Raw genomic sequence first — 22640 nt, 5'->3', positions numbered from 1 at the left:
ATCCTAGTAAATTCACAGCCCCAATACTCAATATTTTAATCACATATCATGAGCGATAAAACTGAAAAACTGAAGGCGCTGGCGCTGACCATCGACAAACTTGAAAAAACTTACGGCAAAGGCACCATCATGAAGCTGAGTGATGAGCGGGTAGTTGACGTGCCAGCCATTTCTACAGGCTCTTTGGGGCTTGATATCGCTCTTGGTGTTGGTGGAATTCCAAGAGGCCGGGTAATTGAAATTTACGGACCGGAATCATCAGGTAAAACCACCCTTTCAATGCACTGCATTGCGGAGGCTCAAAAAAAGGGAGGTCTTGCTGCTTTCATTGATGCGGAACATGCCTTTGACAAATCCTATGCAGAAAAGCTCGGCATTGACACCGAGAACCTGCTCATTTCTCAACCCGACAATGGAGAGCAGGCGCTTGAAATTACAGAACACCTGATCCGTTCAGGCGCTATTGACATCATCGTGATTGACTCCGTAGCTGCCCTTGTGCCAAAAGGAGAACTTGAGGGAGAAATGGGTGATAGCAAAATGGGTTTGCAAGCCAGGTTGATGTCGCAGGCTTTGAGAAAGCTGACTGGTACTATTAATAAGACTGGCTGTTCCTGCATATTCATTAACCAGTTGAGAGAGAAAATAGGCGTGATGTTCGGAAATCCTGAAACGACCACTGGTGGTAATGCGCTGAAGTTTTATGCTTCGGTTAGGCTTGACATTCGCCGTGTGGGTCAAATCAAAGAGGGCGCTGACAACGTGACTGGTAACCGCACCCGGGTGAAAGTGGTAAAGAACAAAGTGGCACCTCCATTCAAAATCGTGGAGTTCGATATCATGTATGGTAAAGGCATCTCCAAAGTAGGCGAGATTATCGACATTGGGGTTGACCTGGACATTGTGAAAAAGTCAGGCTCTTGGTTCTCGTATCAGGAAACCAAGCTGGGTCAGGGAAGGGATTCAGTAAAGGAATTGCTGCTTGACAACCCTGAACTGATGGAAGAAATAGAAAAGAAAATCAAAGAAAAAATTGCGGGCGTTGCTGCACCGGCTCCTGCAGTGGCAGAAAAAGAATAAACAAACAAAAAGCCTTTAGTTTTTCGACCCTCAACGGGCTTAAAACTAAAGGCTTACTTTTTACAGACTCCCGGTCTACTTTGCGTAAGCGATCGATCTCATCTCACGAATAACAGTCACCTTTATCTGCCCCGGGTACTGCATATCTCTCTCGATCTTCTGGCTAATCTCAAACGACATGTCGCCAGCTCTTTGGTCAGACACGGAATCAGCGTCTACAATCACCCTGAGCTCACGGCCAGCCTGAATAGCGTAGCATTTATTGACGCCATCAAACTCCAGCGCTAAAGCTTCCAGCTCCTTCAATCGGCGGATGTACGACTCCATCACCTCACGGCGGGCGCCTGGCCGTGAGCCTGAAATAGCGTCACATGCCTGAATGATAGGTGAAATCATCGCTGTCATTTCCACTTCATCGTGGTGAGCGCCAATGGCGTTGCAAACATCAGGATGCTCCTTGTATTTCTTGGCCAGCTCCATGCCCAGGATCGCATGTGGCTGCTCTGGCTCTTCGGGCCACACCTTGCCAATATCATGTAGAAGCCCGGCTCTTTTGGCCATCTTGGCATTCAGCCCAAGCTCAGCAGCCAGCGTGGCGCAAAGCTTCGCTACCTCTCTGGAATGCTGAAGCAGGTTTTGCCCGTAAGACGAACGGAACCTCATCCGGCCAACCATTTTGATCAATTCAGGGTGCACCCCGTGAATACCCAACTCAATCACAGTCTTCTCACCAATTTCGACTATTTCATCATCGATGTTCTTGGCAGTTTTGGCCACGATCTCTTCAATACGGGCCGGGTGAATCCTGCCATCCTGCACCAGGCGGTGCAAAGACAATCTGGCTACCTCACGGCGTACCGGATCAAAACCTGAGATGATGATGGCTTCTGGTGTGTCGTCAACTATGATCTCCACTCCTGTAGCCGCTTCCAATGCCCGGATGTTTCTACCTTCACGCCCAATGATCTTGCCTTTGATGTCGTCACTTTCAATGTTGAAAATGGAAACACAGTTTTCTATGGCATGCTCTGTAGCAGTTCGCTGGATTGTCTGGAGAACGATCTTCTTCGCTTCCTTGGTAGCAGTCAGCTTCGATTCTTCAATAATCTCTTTGATGTGAGACGATGCCTTGGAACGAGCTTCGTCTTTCAGCGTTTCCACCAGCTGCTCTCTTGCTTCGTCGGCTGTGAGGCTTGAAATTTTTTCGAGGATCTCTACTTGCTGCTGCCTGATTTTGTCCAGCTCTTCCTTCCTCTTTTTCAATATCTCCATTTGAGCATTCAGGTTCTCCTTGGCAGAGTCTAGCTCAGCCTCGGTTCTCTTGTTCTGCTCAAACTGCTTCGATAGCGCCTGCTCTCTTTGCTTGATCTTGTTTTCGTTGGAGATGATGATGGCCTTTTTCCTATTCGACTCCTCCTCGAATTCTTCTCTAAGCTTCAGGAATCTTTCTTTGGCTTCAAGAATCTTATTCTTCTTGATGTTCTCAGCCTCAATTTCAGCTTCTTTTACCAGCAGCTTACTCTTTTCTTCAATGTCCGACTCCTTAGATGCATAGGATTTCTTAAGGGCCATTCTCCCTGCGAGAAAGCCCGCCACAATCCCAACAAAGGCAAATAGGATGATATATACGGTTGTGTCCATAACATTTAATATAAGGTGTATACTATTACTAGTTAGCACCAGCAGAAATTGCTACAGAAGCACAGGGTAAAAAATGATATGCAGGTTTATAAGGCCTGGGTGATCAGATGATTTAGGTGAGTAATTTTTTCTAGTGTTACCTGATCATTGTCTACAACAGTCTCGTCGACTTTCAGTTTTTCAATAAGCAAGTCGAAGGACACCATTGCCAGCAAGTCTTGTGGATCGTCGATGCCAAATTGTTCCTTGTACGACTTCATCCTTTCATTCAATTGCTTGCCTGCCTGACGTACCATGCCCTCTTCATGAGCCGATACCTTCATTGGGTATTCTCTGTTGCCTATTTTTATCCGTATCGAAAGCTGTTCCCCCATCACTTATCCTTACAGGTTATTGACTCAAATGAGCAATGCACCTATCTATCTCCTTAATATATTCATTTAATACTTGTTTGAGTTCTGTCGAGTCGTCTCCGCTCAATGCCAAACTATCAGCAATCTTACTAATTTTAAATTTATTTTGGAAGTCGCTTATCTGATGTTCCTTCGAACTCAAAACACTACGGAGCTCTTCATTCTCCGTTTTGGTATGATCTAACTCCTTTTTCAGGTTTTTATATTCATTTAAAAGAAGGGAAATCTTTCTTTCCAATGAGTTTAATTCCGAGTTGAGTTGGTTTGAGTTCATAGTAATCACTTCCTTATTATAGCCCCAAGCTGACTTGCAAAAGCAGCTATCAACGCATTCATTGTTTTGTCAATTTGCTTGTCCTTCAGGGTCTCCTTCTCATCCTGAAGAGTGAAACTGATGGCATACGACTTCTTACCAGCTTCCAGCTTGTCTCCTTCATAAACGCTGAAAACATTCAGCCCCTTGATCAGTCTACGTTCCGCTTGCCTGGCCACTTTCTCAACCTGCGAGAAACTCACTGACTTGTCCAGCACTAACGACAAGTCACGGCGCACTTCTGGAAACTTCGGCACTTCAGCATAGTCGATTGTGCCTTTGTACCACTTCAGCAGTTGCTTCCAGTCGATGTCAGCATAAAAGACCGGCTGTCGCACCTCCGCCAGCTTCAGCACCTTTTTGTTTACCTGCCCAATGCTTGCAAACATTTTTCCATTCAACGAAAAATCAAGGCCCGACTCAAATGTCTTGTCTGAGGTAGGTTGAGTCTCGTATCCTGAGATGTTCAATTTATTCAAAATTTGCTGCAAAGCAGCGGACAAATCGTAGAATTCTATCGCTTTGGTTGGCTGTCTCCAGGATTCCTCATGAGAGGCGCCTGTAACAAACAATGCCAGCCTGTTTTGCTCCCGGTACTTTCCACTGTCCTTCTTATGATACGTCTTGCCAAACTCAAAAAACTTCAGGTTCGGTTGGCGGTGGTTGTTGTTGTAAGCCACCACTTCCAGTCCACTGAAAAGCATTGACTGACGCATCACGCCAAGCTCTTCACTCAACTTGTTAAGGATAACGACATTCTGCTCTTCCTCGTACAATCCTGATTTGGCACCATATTCAGCATTGGTCAGAGAGTTGGTGATGATTTCGTAGAAGGATCTTGCCGCCAGGAACTCCGAAATTTTAAGCTGAAGCTTATTGTCGTCCACCGTCGGGAATTCCGACAAAGTTTTGGCACCAATAGTCGCCGATAACTCAATATTATCGATGCCATACACCCTCAAAACCTCCTCTACTATGTCTATTTCACGCTGCACATCCACCCTGTAGGGAGGCACAACAGCGGTGAAATCATGAGCCGTTAAATCCTCAACACCAATGTGCAGATTTTTCAAAATTTTCAGAATAGCCTCTCTGCCGATATCTTTCCCCATCAGCATATTGACCCTGGCAAAGCGAACTTTGAACCTGAAGTCGGCAATGGGCTGCGGGTAGATATCAACTACCTCAGAGCTAATACTTCCTCCAGCCACTTCTTTTATAAGGAGTGCAGCATGTTTCAAAGCATTTACGGCCCCATTTGGGTCAATGCCTCGTTCAAATCTGAAAGAAGCATCAGTTTTCAGACCATGCAAGATGGCAGTGCGTCTCACGTAGTCAGGAGAGAAGTAGGCAGACTCGAGAAAGATACTTGTCGTGGTGTCGGATACGCCCGAGTGTGTGCCGCCGAAAACGCCTGCTATACACATACCTTCTTCGGCATCGCAAATCATCAGGTCATTGGCCGAAAGCTTCCTCTCTTTCTCATCCAATGTGGTAAACTTAGTGCCTTCGGGAAGCGTCTTGACAACCACCTTTCCTCCCTTGATTTTCGCAGCGTCGAAAGCATGTAGCGGCTGACCCACGCCGTGGCAGATATAATTGGTTACGTCAACGATGTTGTTGATGGGAGTGAGTCCTATCGCCTCCAGGCGAGCTTTGAGCCATGACGGCGAAGGCCCAACTTTCAGGCCCGTCAATGTAACGCCTGCATACCTTGGACACGCCTCAGCGTTTTCAACAGAAACGTCTATTTTAAGAGACTTGTCATCTGTTTTAAAAGTATCAATAGGAGGGAACTTCAAAGGCCTTCCGTAAAAGGCTGCCAGGTCTCTGGCTGTGCCGTAGTGCGAGGTGGCATCGGCCCTGTTGGGTGTTAGGCCAATTTCGAATACATAGTCTGTGGTTGGCTTAAAATAATCTGCCGCTGGCGTGCCATTGGGTAACTGCGTATCCAGCACAATTACGCCACCATGGTCGCTGCTCAGGCCTATTTCGTCCTCAGCGCAGATCATCCCGTTCGACTCTTCGCCTCTTATTTTTGCTCTCTTGATTTGGAAAGGCTCACCTGCCTTAGGGTGTATCGTGGTGCCATTGGTAGCCACCACTACACGCTGCCCTTTTGCCACATTGGGAGCACCGCAAACAATACCCAACAGTTCGGGCCCACCAACATCAACTTTTGTCAGCTTCAGCTTATCTGCATTCGGGTGGGGTTCGCATGCCACCACTTCGCCCAGCACCAGGCCCTCCATGCTTCCGGGAATCTCCTCGTGAAATTCGAGTCCTTCCACTTCCAACCCTAGCCCGGTAAGTACTTTTGACACCTCCTCGGGCTTCTCTGTCAGATCAATATATTCCTTCAGCCAATTATATGAAATCTTCATTCCTTGCTTCTCTTCTTCCTTATTTAATTCGTTTCAAAAAAACGAAGGGGTAAAATTAACCAAATAGCGTCAAGTAGTAGGCGAGCTAGTAGTTTTTTTCGCCTGCCTCGATAGCGATGTCCAAAACATTCTCTTTCAAAGGAAGGGGGCATGAATAACTGCTGTTGTACTCACAGTAGGGGTTGTAGGCCAAATTGAAATCCAGCACAATTTGCCTGGCATTTTTTACTGACACGTCGAGGTAGCGGCCTCCGCCATACGTTGATTCCCCACTGGTGGCGTCAGCAAACGCCAGGAAAGTGACATTTTGCATGCCTGGCCCGGCCTGCCTCAACAAAGTCAACTTCTTCCTCTGACCTTGGATCTCAAATTCAACGAAGGCAAATTTTTGATACTGCTGTGTTTTTCCATCGCTGGTGCCCAAGGTTACCAGCTCTTTCGCCTCCAGTTGATTGACATTAGCCATAACTTTGTAGGATGGATCAGCAGGAAAATATTTTAACTCGGTAAATTCTTTTCCTCTGAATGGCGAGTCAGATGAACTCCGCATAAATTCGTTCTTCTCCTTGCGCTCCTTTTCAATGGAAGCTATGTACTCTTCAGGTGACTCTTCACCGGAGTTCGCTAAAAAAATAACGACACCAACCGCCACTGCAAGAATACTGATAATCAATTTCGAACCTTTCATCTTACCTATAATGTTGCTTCGTCTGCAAAACTATAATATCCTTCATCACAAAAAATCAAATGGTCGAGTACAAGTATCTGAAGCAACTCTCCGGCAGCTTTCATCGACTTGGTGAGCCTGATATCCTCCTGGCTCGGCCTGGGGTTTCCTGAAGGGTGATTATGAGTCAAAATAATCCCAGTACAGCCTGGCAGTTCCAATGCCTTTTTATAAATAACACGGGGATCAGCAACAGTGCCACTAATGCCTCCCAAACTCACTTGTTGCACAGAAATTACCTTGCCCCCACGGCCAAGAAAAATAATCCAAAATTCCTCATGGGCCAGGTCAAGTAAATAGGGCCGCATGAAATTGTAGGCCTCTTTACTGGTAATTATGACGGGTTTTGCTTCTGTGGCTTGCTCCTTCCTCCGCCGACCCAATTCAAGAGCGCTCATGATGGTAATGGCCCTGGCCTCCCCAATGCCCTCAAAGGTAGTGAAGTCTGCCATGCTAAATTTCCCCAACGCATTCAGATCGTTGTTTGCCTTTTGGAGGATCATTTTGGCAAGGTCGACAGCAGAGTGTCTTTTAGTGCCCGAGTTGATAAGAATGGCAAGCAGTTCGGCATCAGACAAAACCGACTTGCCTTTCGACATGAGTTTTTCCCTGGGCCGATCATCTTCTGACCAGCTTTTTATCGACAGCCGTTGCATGTAGTCACCTTCCGACATACTTGATTGATTTGCTTCTTAAGGTAACCAAAAACAACAAATCAACCAGCAATAAAAACAAAAAGCCCCTTCAAATTGAAGAGGCTCCTTAAATCTTCGGGTAAATTGGTGTTTAGTCTAGCGCATTAACCAGCTTAGCCAATTTTGATTTTTTGTTAGAAGCATTATTTTTATGAATAATGTTTCTCTTAGCAAGCTTGTCAATCATGCCTGCAACTTTTTTGTAAAGCTCAGTGGCTTCTGCTTTATCAGTTGATCCTACAAGCTTTTTGATAAAGGTACGAGTCGTTTTGTGCTGATAACGATTTCTCAACCTTTTGGCTTCTGTAGAACGAATTCTTTTTAACGACGATTTATGATTAGCCATACTATTTTAGTACTTGCGGTAAACAGTTCATTTTTAGAGAGCGCAAAGATAAAAGTATTGTTTGAATTTACAAAACCCTCCTGGAATATAATCTCCAGCGAAGCAACTGATAGCCTATGCGCCCCAAAAGTAAAGTGACAACATTCCCAGCTTCATTTAAAGCTACTTCGCTATTAGCCGTTTTAGGGACGCTAATCGCAAATATATCATTTTCGAACCCGGGCAGCAGCCGATGGGGATTTTTTGCTCACCAAAAAATAAACCACCTGGCCGTTTACACATTACCTCCGGAATTAGGGGTTTTCTTTAAATACCATATTCAATATGTGGAGGAAAATGCTGTTAACCCTGACAGGCGCAGGTATGCGATTCCTGAAGAAGCGGCCAGACACTATATAGACATCGACATCTATGGAGACAGCGCCGTTTACAAGATGCCAAGGTATTGGAACGAGGCCGTAGAAAAGTATACCGAAGATACACTCCAGGCATACGGTATCGTTCCCTGGCATATTGCCACCATGAAAAACTTCCTTACAAAGGCTTTCCGGGAAAAAGACATTGATCGCATTCTTCGCTATGCTACAGACATAGGCCATTATATAGGCGACGCCAACGTGCCTCTGCACACTACGGAGAACTATAACGGCCAGCTCACCAATCAATATGGCATCCATGGCTTCTGGGAATCGAGGCTACCAGAACTCTTCTTTGAGGATTACGATTTCTTTGTTGGCAAGGCCGAATACATAAAAAATCCCCAGATGGAGGCATGGAAGGCGGTCACCAATGCCCACCTGGCGCTCGATTCGGTGCTGGGGTTCGAGAAGCAACTAAATGCTCAGTTTGCCGAAGACAAAAAATACACTTTTGAAGAAAGAGGAGGCAGCATGACCCAAACTTACTCACGTGAATACGCAGCGGCTTTTCACCAAATGCTTGGGGCGCAAGTGGAAAACAGAATGAGAGCCTCGATAAAGATGGTAGGCGACTTTTGGTTTACCTGCTGGGTAGATGCTGGCCAGCCTGATATGTATGAGTTGGTCAAAACTCAACTAACTGAGAGACAAAAGAAGGAACTTGAGGCTGAACAAGAAGCCTGGAGAGTGAAGAAAGTTAGCACAAGAGACCACGAGGGAGGGGAGTTACCGTGATCGTTCTTCTGAACTTTGAGGTAACATGTCATTCCCCCGACAACATTGTTTGACCTTTCTGAGTTAATTGGCTAACATGAAAAGCACCCATTTTATACTTCTCCTCAGCCTAAGCCTCTTTTTTTCTTGTGAAAAGGAGGGCGAGACACCAACAGACCCAGTTGAAGATGATTTTGTGCCAACGCCTACAACAACTGTTTTGAAGGCAGGTGAATTCACGAATGTTGCTCACAAAGTGACTGGCAAGGCCACTATATACCAAACCGGCGGCACGAAAACCCTGGTGCTTGATCCATTTACTACTGAGAACGGGCCAGACTTGTACGTTTACTTAAGCTCTGACACAAAAGCGTCAAAGTTTGTAAGTCTTGGGAAACTTAAATCAACCAACGGCAAGCAGTCCTATGAAATCTCCAGTGACATAATGTTGGACGACTTTAGCTACGCCATTGTTTGGTGCGAAGACTTCAGTGTGAACTTTGGAAATGCGGAGCTGAAGTAGAACCTCTACTCTTCCATCCTCCTCTTTAGTTTAACAGGGTTTCTGGCCTTACGCATCCTCATATTAATGACCTCCACAACGAGGGCGAAGAACACCGCAAAGTAGATGTAGCCCTTCGGTACGTGGTGATGCCAGCCTTCAATAAACAACATGAACCCAATCAGGATGAGGAAGGACAGCGCAAGGACTTCCAGCGTGGGGTGGTTGTGAATAAAGTTACTGATAGACCCTGCGAAGACCATCATTACTCCCATAGAAATAACAACGGCTATGATCATCAGCAACAAGTGCTCGGTAAGTCCAACGGCTGTCAGGATCGAATCGAAAGAAAAAATCATGTCGAGCAACACAATTTGAACAATGACATTGAGCAAGGTTGCCGACTTGGACGCCTTTTCTGAGTCGTCTCCCTCCATTTTCTGGTGCACCTCCATCACCGACTTAAATACCAGAAACATGCCGCCAGCCATCAGCACAAGGTCTCTCCCGCTAAGATCGGTACCGAAGATGGAGAAAAGTGGGTTGGTAAGCCGTGTGATATAGTTGATGCCAAATAACAGGCCGATACGCATCACCAGCGCAAGGCTAAGCCCAACAGTTCTGGCTCTCTTTTGCTGGAGGTCGGGCAGTCCTTTTGAGACAATGGAAATAAAGAGGATATTATCTATCCCAAGAACAATCTCAAGAAAAGTGAGGGTAAGTAAGGCAATCCACGAAGATGGTTGAAGGAAAATATCAAAGCTCATAAGAAATAACTGGTTTCAATCTGCTACAAAAGTAATAAGCAGCTTAATGAAGCTGTGATATTTTCCAACTAAATAAGTCAATGTTCCAATAATCCAAAACCTTAAACAACAGGTGCCCAACCCTTCTGATATTCTCTGCTCCAGTTTTTAAGCGCTTCTTTGTCATTCAAGATCTGCCCTTTAGCAGGATCAATATTCAGGGTTCTTCCCGTTTCCTGGGAAATATTCCCAAAGTGACAAAGCTGAGTGCTAATAGAAGCATCGGCAATTGGGGCGTTCAATGTTTTGCCCTCACGAATGGCGTCTGCAAAATTGTTAAAGTGATATACATCCAAAATACCCTCTCCCATTGTGTTGGTCGTAGCGCTTTCAGCACCTTCTTTCACTTCTTTCACCAGCTTACCTGACATGTCGAATAATTGATAAGAGTTTCTATCCAGTAGAATAGTCCCTTCTGTGCCATGAATGGTTACTCCTCTGCCTCTGTTATAAACTTCAAAGCCGTTGCAGCTTCTCCCTTCCCAGGTGATCATTTTACCACCTTCGAACTCGTAGTTCACCATCTGAGTGTCATAGTATTCCCAATCATCCTGAAACGCATAACGGCCACCGGAAGAGGAAACTTTTGTTGGATAATCGACGCCAAGTGCCCAGCGGCTAATGTCTATTTCGTGGGTGCCATTATTGTGCAGCTCGCCGGTGCCCCAATGCTTGAACCAATGCCAGTTATAATGCACGACGTTGTCTTTGTATTCCTTCCTGGGTGCCGGCCCCTGCCAAAGCTCCCAGTCCAGCCACTCAGGCACCGGAGCAGGCTTGCCCACGCCTATCGACTTGCGAGCATTTGCGTACCAGGCTTTGCACGCATAGGCTTTGCCAATGATTCCATTTCTGATGTCACTTATGGCTTCCTTTGAAGCAGAACCTGAGCGCTGCTGGTTGCCCATTTGCATCACAATTTTATTTTTCTTTTGTGATGCTACCAACATACCCGTTTCATTCGGATTGTGGCTACAAGGCTTTTCGATGTATACATGTTTGCCAGCGTTGGCACCCATGATACCCATCGGAGCATGCCAGTGCTCAGGGGTGGCTATAGTAATGGCGTCAACATCTTTGTTCTCAAGGAGCTTACGAAAATCTTTCTCTGTTTTCGCTTTTTTGCCCATTGCCTTTTCTATGTGAGCGCCTGCTGAGTCAAATACTCTGGAGTCAACATCGCACAGATAACCCAAGCTGGCATTGTTCACTTTCGAAATGGCCGAAATATGGGCCCTGCCCCTGCTATTGGCTCCTACCACTGCAAAGTTTACTCGATCATTAGCTCCAAGAATGGAACCGTAGCTTCTGGCTGACATGGCAAATGAAAGCCCTACAGTTCCCAAAGCTGTTTTCTTGATAAATTCTCTTCTTTCGTTATTTGTAGGCATTGCTTTGAAATTTTATAATTCTCTGATTCTAATATTCTTATAACTTACTTCGTTTCCGTGATCCTGAAGCAGGATGTGACCCACTGGCCACCTGCCAAACTCCGGCCATTTGCTATACTTGCTATATGCGACCAGGGCCCGGAACATTTGCGAAAAGCGCTCATATTCTACAACCTTGGTGCCGTTGAGCCAGTGTTCAACATGGCCATCCTTTGAAATAACTTTTGCAGTATTCCAGGTGCCCACGCCATTGAATGGTATTGGCTGCCCTAGATCAGACAAGTTCTCCGCCGCAATCAAATCATACAAAGACGATAATGTACGGTTTCCGTTCACGCCCATTTTAGCGTCGGGGTGCAGCTCGTCGTCAAGCACCTGAAACTCGCAGCCAATAGCCGAACCAGACCCTTTGTTCATTTCAGGATCCACAAAATACTTGATCCCGCTGTTGGCTCCAGGGGTAATTTTGAACTCAAGTTGCAGCTCGAAATTGCCATAGGTTTTGTCAGTAATAATGTCGCCAGGGCCCGCCGCTTCAGCACCGTCGGTGGCCAATATGGTGAGCACACCGTCTTTCATTTGCCAGCCTTTCTCCGGAAACTTGTCTAGTTTGGCTCCTCTCCAACCTTCAGTGGTTTTGCCATCCCACAGAAGTTTCCATCCATCGCTGACTTCCTGGTCGGTTAGTCTTGTGGTCTGATTTTGGGCGCATGACTGTGTAAAGCCGAAAATCGTTAATGCAAAGAGTGTTGTTAGTGTCGTATTTTTCATTTTCATACCCGATTGAATCTATGAAGGTAATAAAATATAAGGCTCTGTCGAATACCGTTCATCCTTTCCCCTTGTTTGCAATAAAAAAGCTGCCAAAAACCAGCAGCTTCAAAATAACGCTTGATGAGTCATTATCCTATTTTCAACGGCTACTTCGTCATCTTTCGGTATTTAATTCTGGTAGGGATAATATCACCCCCAAGGCGAGCTTTTCTGTTTTCCTCGTAGTCGGTGTAGTTGCCTTCAAACCAATAAACCTGGCTATCTCCTTCAAATGCCAGTATGTGGGTACAAATTCTGTCCAGGAACCACCTGTCGTGAGAAATAATGACGGCGCAGCCTGCAAAATCTTCCAGTGCGTCCTCAAGTGCTCGTAGGGTATTAACATCAAGGTCGTTGGTTGGCTCATCGAGCAGCAGTAAATTGGCTCCCATTTTCAATGTTAACGCCAGGTGCACCCGGTTTCTTTCACCACCGGAAAGTATGCCAACCTTCTTCTCCTGGTCATTGCCTGCAAAATTGAACTTGCTTACGTATGCCCGGGAGTTGATTTGCTTACCACCCAACTCAATCAATTCATTTCCTTCGGAGATCGTCTGCCAAACCGTTTTGTTAGGATCAAGGTTATCGTGCTCTTGGTCAACGTAGCCAGTCACCACAGTGGGGCCGACTTCAAATGACCCGGCATCGGGCTGAACCTTTCCGGTTATCAATTTGAAGAGCGTCGTTTTACCGGCACCGTTAGGCCCAATAATACCGACTATGCCAGCTGGTGGTAATGCGAACGACAGGTTCTCAAAAAGAAGCTTGTCACCAAATGCTTTTGAAAGCCCCGTTGCCTCAATGACTTTATTGCCGAGTCTCGGCCCGTTAGGAATAAAGAGATCCAGCTTGGCTTCCTTTTCTTTGACTTCCTCGCCTGCCATTTTATCGTAGGCATTCAAACGAGCCTTTCCTTTCGCCTGACGAGCCTTGGGTGACATTCTGATCCACTCCAATTCACGCTGCAGGGTCTTTTGTCTTTTAGACTCCGTCTTTTCTTCTTTGGCCATTCTATCCTGCTTTTGCTCCAGCCACGACGAATAGTTGCCTTTCCATGGTATGCCTTCACCACGATCAAGTTCAAGTATCCAACCCGCTACATTATCAAGGAAATAACGGTCGTGGGTCACAGCGATGACCGTGCCTTTGTAGTTCTGCAAATGCTGCTCCAGCCAATGCACCGATTCAGCATCAAGGTGGTTGGTAGGTTCATCGAGCAACAGCACGTCCGGCTCTTTCAAAAGCAATCGACACAACGCTACTCTTCTTTTTTCACCGCCAGAAAGGTTCTTGATAAGCGCATCACCAGGAGGTGTCCGCAAAGCATCCATGGCAATCTCAAGTTTGCTATCCAACTCCCATGCATTTACATGGTCAAGTTTCTCCTGCACCTCTCCCTGGCGCTGAATCAGCTTATCCATAGCATCGGGATCGTCAAGCACTTCCGGGTCTGCAAATTTTTCATTGATTAGCTCAAACTCCTTTAGCAAATCAACAATCTCCTGAGCCCCTTCTTCCACAATGTCTTTTACTGTTTTATTGGGGTCAAACTGCGGCTCCTGCTCCAGCATTCCCACGGTGTATCCCGGCGAGAAAACTACCTCCCCCTGAAACTCCTTGTCTACCCCTGCTATGATTTTAAGCAACGAAGACTTGCCTGAACCGTTCAACCCAAGGACACCTATCTTGGCACCGTAGAAAAATGAAAGGTAAATGTTTTTTAAAACCTGTTTTTTCGGGGGGTGAATTTTGCTCACACCCGCCATTGAAAAGATTATTTTTTCTGCACTCATTGTATAGGGTATTATTGATTCAAAGATGGTAAAAATTATTACCAATGATTCATCTTTGATTTATATTAGTTATTTTGCACCAAATGCTCATTTATCCGCAACATTATAATTATTTAGGAACTTGGAAAGACGAGACATACCCTTTGGGTATATAGCAGAGGAAAAAGTTTACCTGTCGGCCTACATGGAATTTTCTGACAGGCAAATTGGCGAAGTAAAAGAAAGTGAAGAGAAAACCATCCAATACTTTTTGGATCGCTTTCAACACCTCGTACAGAAGATTGATGAGCTCGAAAAAGCCATCAACGAAAGCGAAAATAAGGGCTCGTACCTTATGAAGCTCCTTCATATGAAGGAATCCCTTGGCAACTACGACGGACTGGGAGACTACCACCCGCTCTTTGAAAGGCTCACGGTGCTGGAAGAAGATTTGAATGTTGCCATTGCCAAAAACAGGGAAAGAAATAGTGAAATAAAAACAGCTTTACTGGAAGAATTGGATCAGGCACTGGCCGAAAGCGATTGGCGGGAAGCCACTGACAAGGTGCTTGACGTGAAGGATCGCTGGATCAAAACAGGAAATGCCAAAAAGGAAATAAATGCCGAACTGGATTTAAGTTTTCAAACGAAGCTTACTGACTTTTTTGACAGAAAGCAGGTCTATTTTGAAGACAGAAGAAAGGCATTTGATGTTCGCATTCAAAAGTGCGAAGACTATATCAACGAATTGAAATCGTTGAAACCAAAGAAAGCCGAACCAGGCACCATTGACCGGGTTCGTGAGATTCAAAGGGAGTGGAGAAACGTGGGTGAGCTGCCAGCCAGAGAAAAGCGCCGGCTTGACAAGGATTTACGGTATCACACCAACTATTTCTTCCGCAGGCCAGACGCACCATCGGGAAGCTTTCAAAGCAGAGGTGGCTTTCAGGGGCGCAGCGGGCCTCCGGCAAGAACGATGTATGGCGGCGGCGGTGGCAGGCCCCAAGATGGAGCTCGACCAGCCTACAGCGCCAGGCCTAATGTGATGCCATCTCCTGAGGAGCTTGAGAGTAATTTGGTAAGAAAAGTTGCCCTTATTCAAGAGGCAGAAACTTTGGCTGACTTGGGCACCCGTGAAAGCGTGGAAGAGCTTAGAAAACTTCAGCAGATATGGAAGGGCATTGGCATGGTGCCAAAAGAAAGAGCCAAAGAAGTAACTGAGCACTTCCTGATTCTCTGTGATCGGGGTCAGGAGAGAATCTTCCTCGAAAACCTGGCGGCCAACAAAGATCCCGAATACACCAAGAAGAACAATAGGGAAAAGACACGATTCAAGATGAAGCTTATTCGTGACCTTCTGGTGAGAGACGAGCAGGATTTACAGACCTATCAGGAAAATCTTGACAGGCTCAATGCCACCAAACAGGCATTCGACAAGATGCTTCACAATAAATACCTCAACCAGAAGCGCAAAGTGATCGTGAAAAGGCAGTTGTTACAAGAGCTAAAAGTATCGCTGGATCAAATTTGAAGCTTTTTGAAACTTTTATTGGATAATTTTGTATTTATCCATAAAATGAAGCCATCAGCGCTGCGATTGGGCATGCCTATTTTGCCTCTTTCCTGCAATTCAGAGCCGATTTAACTTATTGTGTATGAGAAATTTAATAAAGGCCTTTGATTACAAAAACTGATGACTAATTTTGCGCACTATTTGAAAAACAGAACAAAATTGGAGGTATAGATCATGTATTGGACACTTGAACTGGCTTCGTATCTTGAAGACGCCCCATGGCCCGCCACCAAGGACGAATTAATTGACTACTCCATTAGATCAGGAGCACCACTAGAAGTAGTAGAAAACCTGCAAGAGCTAGAAGATGATGGTCAACCGTACGAAAGCATTGAAGAAATATGGCCGGACTACCCGACCAAAGAAGATTTCTTTTTCAACGAGGACGAGTATTAATACCCGTCGTCAATAGAAATAATGGCTGAAATGATGGCCCGGTAGCTTATGCCGGGCTTTTTTTATTTTTCAGCAACGCCTCTGCAATCAGTAAATCGGCCTGATGCGTGATTTTAATATTTTCTTCATTGCCGTCAATAAGCACTATTGAGTCCCCAGCCGACTCCACCACACTGGCGTCGTCGGTAAACAGGGCACTTTCGGGCTGCCTGTAAGCCTTCTTGATCACGCTAATGTCGAATGTCTGAGGGGTTTGGACCAATCTGTATTTGGATCGGTCACGTGCTGCCGACTTATTGCCAGGGCCAGGCACCTCACGAATCGACTCCTTCAGTGGCAAGGAAACTATCGCATTGCCTTGTTTCGATGCTACTTCAAACCCCTGGGTAATAACCTCAGTCGACACAAACGGGCGTACTCCATCGTGAATGGCCACTAGCCCTTTGTCTGGCAAGTGCTCTAGCCCATTTCTCACTGACTGGAATCTGGAAGCACCACCCGCCACTATTTGATGTGCAGGCAAAAATCGATGCTCTTCGCAGAGCTCTTTCCAAAGAGCCATGTTGCTTTGCGGTAGAACCAAAATGATGGCCATTGCCGGGTCAAAAGAGGAGAAGACTTCGATTGTACGCATGAGTATCGGGCGGCCATTTACCTCCAAAAACTGCTTGGGCAGCGTACTACCCATTCTGCTTCCTGAGCCTCCCGCTACTATGATCACGTACTTTTCAGGCATAAAAAAACTCCTGTTTGTTAAACCTTCGAAAGATAACGCCGAAGTTTTGTAAACAGGAGCTTCTTAAAAGAAATCTGCTTCTTTACAGAATCAGCATCGCATCGCCATAGCTGAAGAAACGATATTTTTCTTTGATTGCGACACGGTAGGCTTCCATCACGAGGTCATAGCCTCCGAAAGCGCTCGCCATCATCAACAGGGTTGATTCAGGCATGTGGAAGTTAGAAATCAAAGCGTTGCAAATCTTAAATTCGTAGGGAGGGAAAATGAATTTATCCGTCCAGCCTTCATTAGGCTTCAATCGGTTGCTGGCAGAAACCGAAGACTCCAGCGATCTCATCACCGTAGTGCCTACTGCCACCACTCTTTTTTTCTCATCGATGGCCTTGTTGACCATGTCCACCGTTGGCTGGCGCACGAAGAAGTTCTCTGAATCCATTTTGTGCTTGGTCAGGTCTTCAACGTCGACAGGACGGAAAGTGCCCAAGCCAATGTGCAGCGTAATAGGGTTGATTTCCACACCCTTGATTTCCAGGCGCTTCATCAACTGCTTGGTGAAGTGCAAACCTGCGGTGGGCGCTGCCACAGCTCCAACATTCTCTGCGTAGATCGTTTGGAAACGCTCTCTGTCGTCTGGCTCAGCTTTTCTTTTGATGTACTTTGGAAGTGGTGTTTCTCCAAGAGTATCGATCATCTTGTAGAAGTCAACTCCTTCGCCATCATAAAGGAACCTGATGGTTCTTCCTCTTGAAGTAGTGTTATCAATAACCTCTGCGACAAGGTCTCCATCACCAAAGTAGAGCTTGTTGCCAACCCTGATCTTACGTGCAGGATCCACAAGCACATCCCATAAGTGCAACTCTTTGTTGAGTTCTCTTAGAAGAAATACTTCAATTTTAGCACCTGTTTTTTCCTTGTTACCGTATAACCTGGCAGGGAAAACCTTTGTGTCGTTAATGATAAAGTTGTCTCCCTCATCGAAGTAGTCAACTATGTCCTTAAAAGTTTTGTGTTCAATTTTTCCAGAATCTCTGTGCAAAACCATTAAACGAGATTCATCTCTGTTTTCAGAGGGATAGAGGGCAACCAGCCCCGCAGGGAGGTCAAATTTAAATTCTGATAATTTCATTTAATATTACGGTATTAAATTGTGAAGGAGGTGGTAGTCCATCAAATAAAGGATGCAAAGATATAGAAAGTTTCAGTACGATGTAATTATTTGTATTGAATGTCAACTAATAAAATAAAAAGCCTTGCTGATCATCCGCTTAACACTCGAAAGCTTCAGGTTTGCCTGGAACGCTCTTAGGTCCAATCTTCTGAGAACGGTTCTTTCCTTATTAGGGGTGACCATTGGCATCTTCGCCATTATTGCCGTGTTCACGATTGTGGACAGCCTTGAACGCAGCGTTAAAGACAGCCTTAACTTTCTTGGATCAGACAATATCAACGTCGAAAAATGGCCCTATGGGTTTGGCGGAGGGCCATACCCCTGGTGGAAATACATGAATCGTCCACAACCTACCTATGCTGACTATCAGTTTCTGCTGGAAAATGGCGACAGCTTTGAAGCCATAACTATCTCTGCCCGAAGAGGTGGTGTAACGGCCAAACAAAAAAACAATTCTACCTCCTCCGACCTTATGGGGGTAGCTTTTGACCATAAGGACGTATATGAAATACCTCTTGAAAAAGGCAGGTATTTTACCCGATTGGAAGCCGATGCTGCCCGAAACGTGGCCATTATTGGCGCCCGAATTGCGAAAGATCTTTTTCCCTACGAGGATCCGGTGGGCAAAACAATAGCCATGCGAGGCCTGAAGTATTACGTGATCGGCACTATTAAAGAAGAGGGAGAAGGATTCCTCGGTACCCCAAGCAACGACGACAATATTTATGTTCCTTATAAGACATTTCTTAAGCTCTACTATAGTGGTGCCAGAGATGGAATAGGCTCATCTATTACGGCCAAAGGAAAATCTTCAGACATTGGATTGGTCGAGCTGGAATACGAGCTACGAGGACTCATGCGCCAAAGGCGGGGACTCAAGCCGAAGCAGGAAGATGACTTTGCTCTCAATCGCCCCGAAGCGCTGGTGAATTTTATCAGCTCGACTTTTGACGTACTGAGTGTTGCAGGCTGGGTCATTGGAAGCTTCTCCATTCTCGTAGGTGGTTTTGGTATTGCCAATATCATGTTTGTGTCCGTAAAAGAGCGAACCAATATTATTGGCATTCAAAAATCACTCGGTGCCAAAAACTACTTTATCCTGTTTCAATTCTTGTTTGAAGCGATTTTCCTCAGCGTGATTGGAGGCGGAACCGGTATCTTCCTGGTGTATCTGATATCCTTTGTGAGCCTGGGCACGCTCGACCTGCAGCTTACTGTTGGCAACATTATTCTTGGCCTGGGCGTATCAGCTGTTATAGGCATGGCCTCGGGCATCATACCTGCTGCTACCGCCTCGAGGCTGGATCCTGTTATCGCTATTCGAACGCAGTAAAGGCAGATACCTCACCTAACAATTTGTTCACAAGCTCCTTGCTGATGTGACCGGTATGTTGTTTTCTTATTTTTTTCCAGATAGCTGGCAATTGTTTGGTGCCAAAACGTGTTGAATATGCTTTGCTCACCAAAGCCTGAACTAACTTTATCATGTCGAAGGAAAAAATCATCCTTTTTACCCTTGCCGGAATAAATTTCACTCATATTATGGACTTCATGATCATTATGCCCCTTGGGGATTTGCTCATGAAAGTATTTGAAATTACTCCTCAGCAATTCAGCCTCATTGTCTCCAGTTATACGTTTACTGCTGGTATATTCGGTTTTATGGCGGCCTTTGTCATCGATAGATTCGACCGAAGAAAGGCGCTCCTATTTCTTAATGTGGGGTTTGTGGTCGGCACCATTGCCTGCGCCCTCGCCCCAACTTACGTCGTTCTTCTTTTTGCAAGAAGTCTAACTGGCGCCTTTGGGGGTGTATTGGGTGCATTGATCTTGTCGGTGGTGGCCGATGTGGTGCCGGATGAGCGCAGAGGGCAAGGAATGGGGATTGTGATGGCCGCCTTTTCGGTGGCATCGGTGGCAGGAGTGCCTTTTGGTTATTTCCTGGCTGAGAAGTTTAGTTGGCATGCACCGTTTTTGTTATTAGCAGGCATGGGCACTTTGATTACGATAGCCATTTTCAAGTTTATCCCTTCTCTCACGGACCACATGGTCAAGAAATCGGATCGCCCCAGCCCCGCCAAGGTACTGACGAATGCCATTTCGCTACCCAATCAGAAGTTGGCACTCCTTTTTATGCTAACGTTAATTCTGGGGCAGTTCTCGATTATCCCATTTATTGCTCCTTACATGATTCGAAATGTAGGTTTTGAGGGTGATCAAATTACATATATCTATCTGGTAGGCGGCGGACTGACCATTTTCACCTCGCCTTTGATTGGCAGGCTGGCGGATAAATTTGGGAAAAAGACAGTCTTTATAGTTTGTGCCAGCGCTGCCATTATCCCAGTCTTCCTGATCACTAACATGCCCCCGGTTCCTGTGGCAGCGGCACTAGTAGCTACGGGGCTTTTCTTTGTATTGGGTGGAGGCAGGATGATCCCAGCGATGGCAATGATTACCTCTTCGGTAAAACCGCAGAACAGGGGGAGCTTCATGAGTATTAGCTCGTCGGTACAGCAGCTGGCTGCCGGATTGGCCTCACTGATTGCCGGAGTGATTGTGATAGATAATGGGGGAAGCCTGGCCAGGTACAATTGGGTAGGCTATTTTGCCATTGCCGTTACTGTGGTTTGTATTTTCCTTGGCTCAAGAATTAAGTCTGTCGAGCAATTGGCGGCTGACGACGCTTCTGTAGCGAAAGAAAAGGAAGCGCTTGCTGAAGCATGATAAAAAAATACATTGGCTCTGAAATGGAAAGCCTTCCGCTCTGAAGTGAAACGGAAGGCTTTTTTTAACCGGTCCCGGAAAGGTTACTTGAATTTAGGATGCTTCATGCCAGGAAAGTTCTTGTCGAAGAACTCACCATATTCCTTAATAATCTGAGGCATCTCTTTTCGCAACCACAAAATGCCTATCAGGTTGGGGATGGTCATCAGCGCAATGGTGATGCCTGACAGCGTCCAAATGATGGTGGTATCGGTAAAAGAAGCAAAGAAAAATGCAATGGTGTAAATAATATGATAGGGCATTACTGACTTTGGCCCGAGCAAGAAGGTCATGGCTCTGTCGCCATAATACGACCAGGAAATAGCCGTGCTAAAGGCAAAAAGCAGAAGCCCAATAGCGACAATGTACTGTCCCGCATCTCCAAAGAAACTCCTGGTAAAGGCGATTGTAGTAAGTGGAGCACTGTGCACGAGTGATTTTCCTTCAACCAAAAGGTCGCCTGAAGGGTCAACAAGGTTACCGTTTTGCACTTTGACAGATCCGGTGAAGGGGCTGCCTGCTTTTGAAATCTTTACATCTTCGGCTATGGAGCGTGCGTGAATGATTGACAGGTTGTTGGTCACCGAGCCATCCTGCACATTCAGGTCACCGTTGTATAAGGCAACAGCGCTTTTGTTAGTAAGGTGTCCGAAAAGCTTTTCCTGATCCTGCAGATTATTTTCGTCGTAAACGGCGTTAAGCACAAACATGTCCGTTTGTTGAAAAACATTCTGATGCTTTTCATTCCAAACACCACTTGAGAGTAGCACAAGGCCAGTAACCGTACAGATGATTATTGTATCAATAAAAGGCTCAAGAATGGCCACCATCCCTTCTGAAAGAGGCTCGTTGGCTTTGGCTGAAGCGTGAGCAATAGGCGCAGAGCCCTGACCAGCCTCATTAGAAAACAGTCCTCTGTTGACACCTCTATTGAAGGCATAAGCCAACGTAGCTCCCAAAAAGCCACCTGTGGCAGCCGAGCCAGTAAACACATCAGCGAAAATCGATACGAATGAAGGGATGATATTGCCAGCGTTATAGAAAATAACAGCAAAGGCCCCAATGAAGTAGATGATTGCCATGGCTGGAACCAGCTTAGAAGTAACCGCAGCAATTCTTTTGATGCCTCCAATGATCACCATGCCAAGAAAAATAGAAAGCACAAGGCCGGTGATCCAATGCTCAATGCCAAAAGTGGCAAACACCGAATTGGAAATACTGTTGATTTGAGGCAAGCTGCCTGTACCAAATGAGGAAAGCACAGTGGCTATTGCGAAAAGGGTTGCCACCCAACCCAGGCTTACTTTTTTGCCAAACAGCATGAAATTGGCATTCTTCATATAATACATGGGGCCGCCTGCTTGTGAGCCATCGGCAACAGTTTCCCGGTATTTGTGAGAAAGTGTTACCTCCACAAATTTGGTGGTCATGCCCAGGGCAGCAGTCATCAACATCCAGAACAGGGCAGCGGGGCCTCCAAGGTGGATAGCCAGGGCCACACCAGCAATGTTTCCTGTGCCTACAGTACCCGAAAGTGCCGTTGAAAGCGCTTGAAAATGGGAAGTATCGCCGGGCAGGTCAGATTTGTCGTATTTACCTGACACCACCCGCAGTGCGTGGCGAAAGAAACGTATCTGAGGAAACTTCAGGTAAATGGTAAAGAAAAGCCCGGTTCCAAGCAGGAAGTAAACAAACCAGTCGGCACTGCCGATAAAGCTGTCGATAAGAACCAGAAAATCGTTGATTTGCTGCATCATACGGGATAGGTTAATAGTAGAATCGTTGGGAATGAGTTTTGTACAATCGACAAAAATAAGAATAATAGCTTCTGGTGAAAGGAGCATTATATAAAAACGAACGCCATCAGTCTATTCGGGCAGAATTGCCTCCTCCAACAAGTCAAATTCTACTCAAAAGTCGGCAAGAATCGGATTTCCATTCTCTCCGCAAGGTTTCAATTTTGATAAAAAATTGAAACCTCC

General features: G+C 45.8%; 20 protein-coding genes. 7 read left to right on the top strand and 13 right to left on the bottom strand.

The genetic code is table 11. The annotated features are described in order from the left end of the window. The first annotated feature begins 48 nt into the window (after positions 1-48). Positions 49-1080, top strand: coding sequence for a recombinase RecA (gene recA / locus RT717_RS27650; protein WP_151996368.1), 1032 nt, complete (start codon positions 49-51; stop codon positions 1078-1080). Between the two features lie 75 nt (positions 1081-1155). Here the strand turns inward: recA and rny are convergent, their stop codons facing one another. The 6 genes from rny to rpsT form a co-directional block, all read right to left on the bottom strand. Then, positions 1156-2721, bottom strand: coding sequence for a ribonuclease Y (gene rny / locus RT717_RS27645; RefSeq protein WP_317489544.1), 1566 nt, complete (start codon positions 2719-2721; stop codon positions 1156-1158). Positions 2722-2807: 86 nt separating this feature from the next. Continuing rightward, on the bottom strand, positions 2808-3095 hold the full coding sequence (locus RT717_RS27640; RefSeq protein ID WP_151996366.1) for a cell division protein ZapA: 288 nt from the start codon (positions 3093-3095) through the stop codon (positions 2808-2810). Positions 3096-3413: 318 nt separating this feature from the next. Beyond that, entirely contained in the window at positions 3414-5831 is a 2418-nt protein-coding gene (gene pheT, locus RT717_RS27635) for a phenylalanine--tRNA ligase subunit beta (protein WP_317489543.1), read from the bottom strand. 85 nt (positions 5832-5916) lie between these two features. Next, complete coding sequence (locus RT717_RS27630) at positions 5917-6519, bottom strand: DUF1684 domain-containing protein (protein ID WP_317489542.1); 603 nt, start codon at positions 6517-6519, stop codon at positions 5917-5919. Positions 6520-6524: 5 nt separating this feature from the next. Then, complete coding sequence (gene radC, locus RT717_RS27625; protein WP_317489541.1) at positions 6525-7232, bottom strand: RadC family protein; 708 nt, start codon at positions 7230-7232, stop codon at positions 6525-6527. 112 nt (positions 7233-7344) lie between these two features. After that, positions 7345-7599, bottom strand: coding sequence for a 30S ribosomal protein S20 (gene rpsT / locus RT717_RS27620; protein ID WP_317489540.1), 255 nt, complete (start codon positions 7597-7599; stop codon positions 7345-7347). A 116-nt stretch (positions 7600-7715) separates the two neighbouring features. Here rpsT and RT717_RS27615 point away from each other — a divergent pair, with 116 nt between their 5' ends. Together RT717_RS27615 and RT717_RS27610 are read left to right on the top strand one after the other, a co-directional pair. Further along, positions 7716-8753 (top strand): zinc dependent phospholipase C family protein, encoded by a 1038-nt coding sequence (locus tag RT717_RS27615; RefSeq protein WP_317489539.1) that lies wholly within the window; start codon positions 7716-7718, stop codon positions 8751-8753. A gap of 76 nt (positions 8754-8829) precedes the next feature. Then, the gene (locus tag RT717_RS27610; protein WP_317489538.1) at positions 8830-9255 is read left to right on the top strand and encodes a DM13 domain-containing protein; all 426 of its coding nucleotides are present in this window, start codon (positions 8830-8832) and stop codon (positions 9253-9255) included. 5 nt (positions 9256-9260) lie between these two features. On the opposite strand, the gene RT717_RS27605 is transcribed toward RT717_RS27610, so the two are convergent. From RT717_RS27605 to ettA, 4 genes are all read right to left on the bottom strand, one after another. Further along, on the bottom strand, positions 9261-10001 hold the full coding sequence (locus RT717_RS27605) for a TerC family protein (RefSeq protein ID WP_317489537.1): 741 nt from the start codon (positions 9999-10001) through the stop codon (positions 9261-9263). Between the two features lie 101 nt (positions 10002-10102). After that, on the bottom strand, positions 10103-11431 hold the full coding sequence (locus tag RT717_RS27600; protein WP_317489536.1) for a Gfo/Idh/MocA family protein: 1329 nt from the start codon (positions 11429-11431) through the stop codon (positions 10103-10105). A 12-nt stretch (positions 11432-11443) separates the two neighbouring features. Then, positions 11444-12202, bottom strand: coding sequence for a 3-keto-disaccharide hydrolase (locus tag RT717_RS27595; RefSeq protein ID WP_317489535.1), 759 nt, complete (start codon positions 12200-12202; stop codon positions 11444-11446). A gap of 149 nt (positions 12203-12351) precedes the next feature. Continuing rightward, complete coding sequence (gene ettA / locus RT717_RS27590; RefSeq protein WP_317489534.1) at positions 12352-14037, bottom strand: energy-dependent translational throttle protein EttA; 1686 nt, start codon at positions 14035-14037, stop codon at positions 12352-12354. 121 nt (positions 14038-14158) lie between these two features. On the opposite strand from ettA, the gene RT717_RS27585 reads away from it, so the two are divergent. Both RT717_RS27585 and RT717_RS27580 read left to right on the top strand, forming a co-directional pair. After that, positions 14159-15547, top strand: coding sequence for a DUF349 domain-containing protein (locus tag RT717_RS27585; RefSeq protein WP_317489533.1), 1389 nt, complete (start codon positions 14159-14161; stop codon positions 15545-15547). A gap of 216 nt (positions 15548-15763) precedes the next feature. Beyond that, entirely contained in the window at positions 15764-15985 is a 222-nt protein-coding gene (locus tag RT717_RS27580; protein WP_039751840.1) for a DUF2795 domain-containing protein, read from the top strand. Positions 15986-16031: 46 nt separating this feature from the next. Here RT717_RS27580 and RT717_RS27575 read toward each other — a convergent pair whose 3' ends face one another. After that, positions 16032-16721: a 2-C-methyl-D-erythritol 4-phosphate cytidylyltransferase gene (locus RT717_RS27575; protein WP_317489532.1), complete on the bottom strand. Its 690-nt coding sequence runs from the start codon at positions 16719-16721 to the stop codon at positions 16032-16034. Positions 16722-16803: 82 nt separating this feature from the next. Next, the gene (gene queA / locus RT717_RS27570) at positions 16804-17850 is read right to left on the bottom strand and encodes a tRNA preQ1(34) S-adenosylmethionine ribosyltransferase-isomerase QueA (protein ID WP_151996350.1); all 1047 of its coding nucleotides are present in this window, start codon (positions 17848-17850) and stop codon (positions 16804-16806) included. Positions 17851-17974: 124 nt separating this feature from the next. Here queA and RT717_RS27565 point away from each other — a divergent pair, with 124 nt between their 5' ends. Together RT717_RS27565 and RT717_RS27560 are read left to right on the top strand one after the other, a co-directional pair. Next, complete coding sequence (locus tag RT717_RS27565; protein WP_317489531.1) at positions 17975-19225, top strand: ABC transporter permease; 1251 nt, start codon at positions 17975-17977, stop codon at positions 19223-19225. A 152-nt stretch (positions 19226-19377) separates the two neighbouring features. Beyond that, positions 19378-20619 (top strand): MFS transporter, encoded by a 1242-nt coding sequence (locus RT717_RS27560; RefSeq protein WP_317489530.1) that lies wholly within the window; start codon positions 19378-19380, stop codon positions 20617-20619. A gap of 83 nt (positions 20620-20702) precedes the next feature. Here RT717_RS27560 and RT717_RS27555 read toward each other — a convergent pair whose 3' ends face one another. Then, complete coding sequence (locus tag RT717_RS27555) at positions 20703-22415, bottom strand: alanine/glycine:cation symporter family protein (protein WP_317489529.1); 1713 nt, start codon at positions 22413-22415, stop codon at positions 20703-20705. Positions 22416-22640: the final 225 nt, after the last annotated feature.

Source organism: Imperialibacter roseus (assembly GCF_032999765.1).
GTDB classification, from domain to species: domain Bacteria; phylum Bacteroidota; class Bacteroidia; order Cytophagales; family Cyclobacteriaceae; genus Imperialibacter; species Imperialibacter roseus.
Note: the sequence above shows the minus strand (reverse complement) of the source record. Positions and strands in the feature narration are given on the sequence as shown.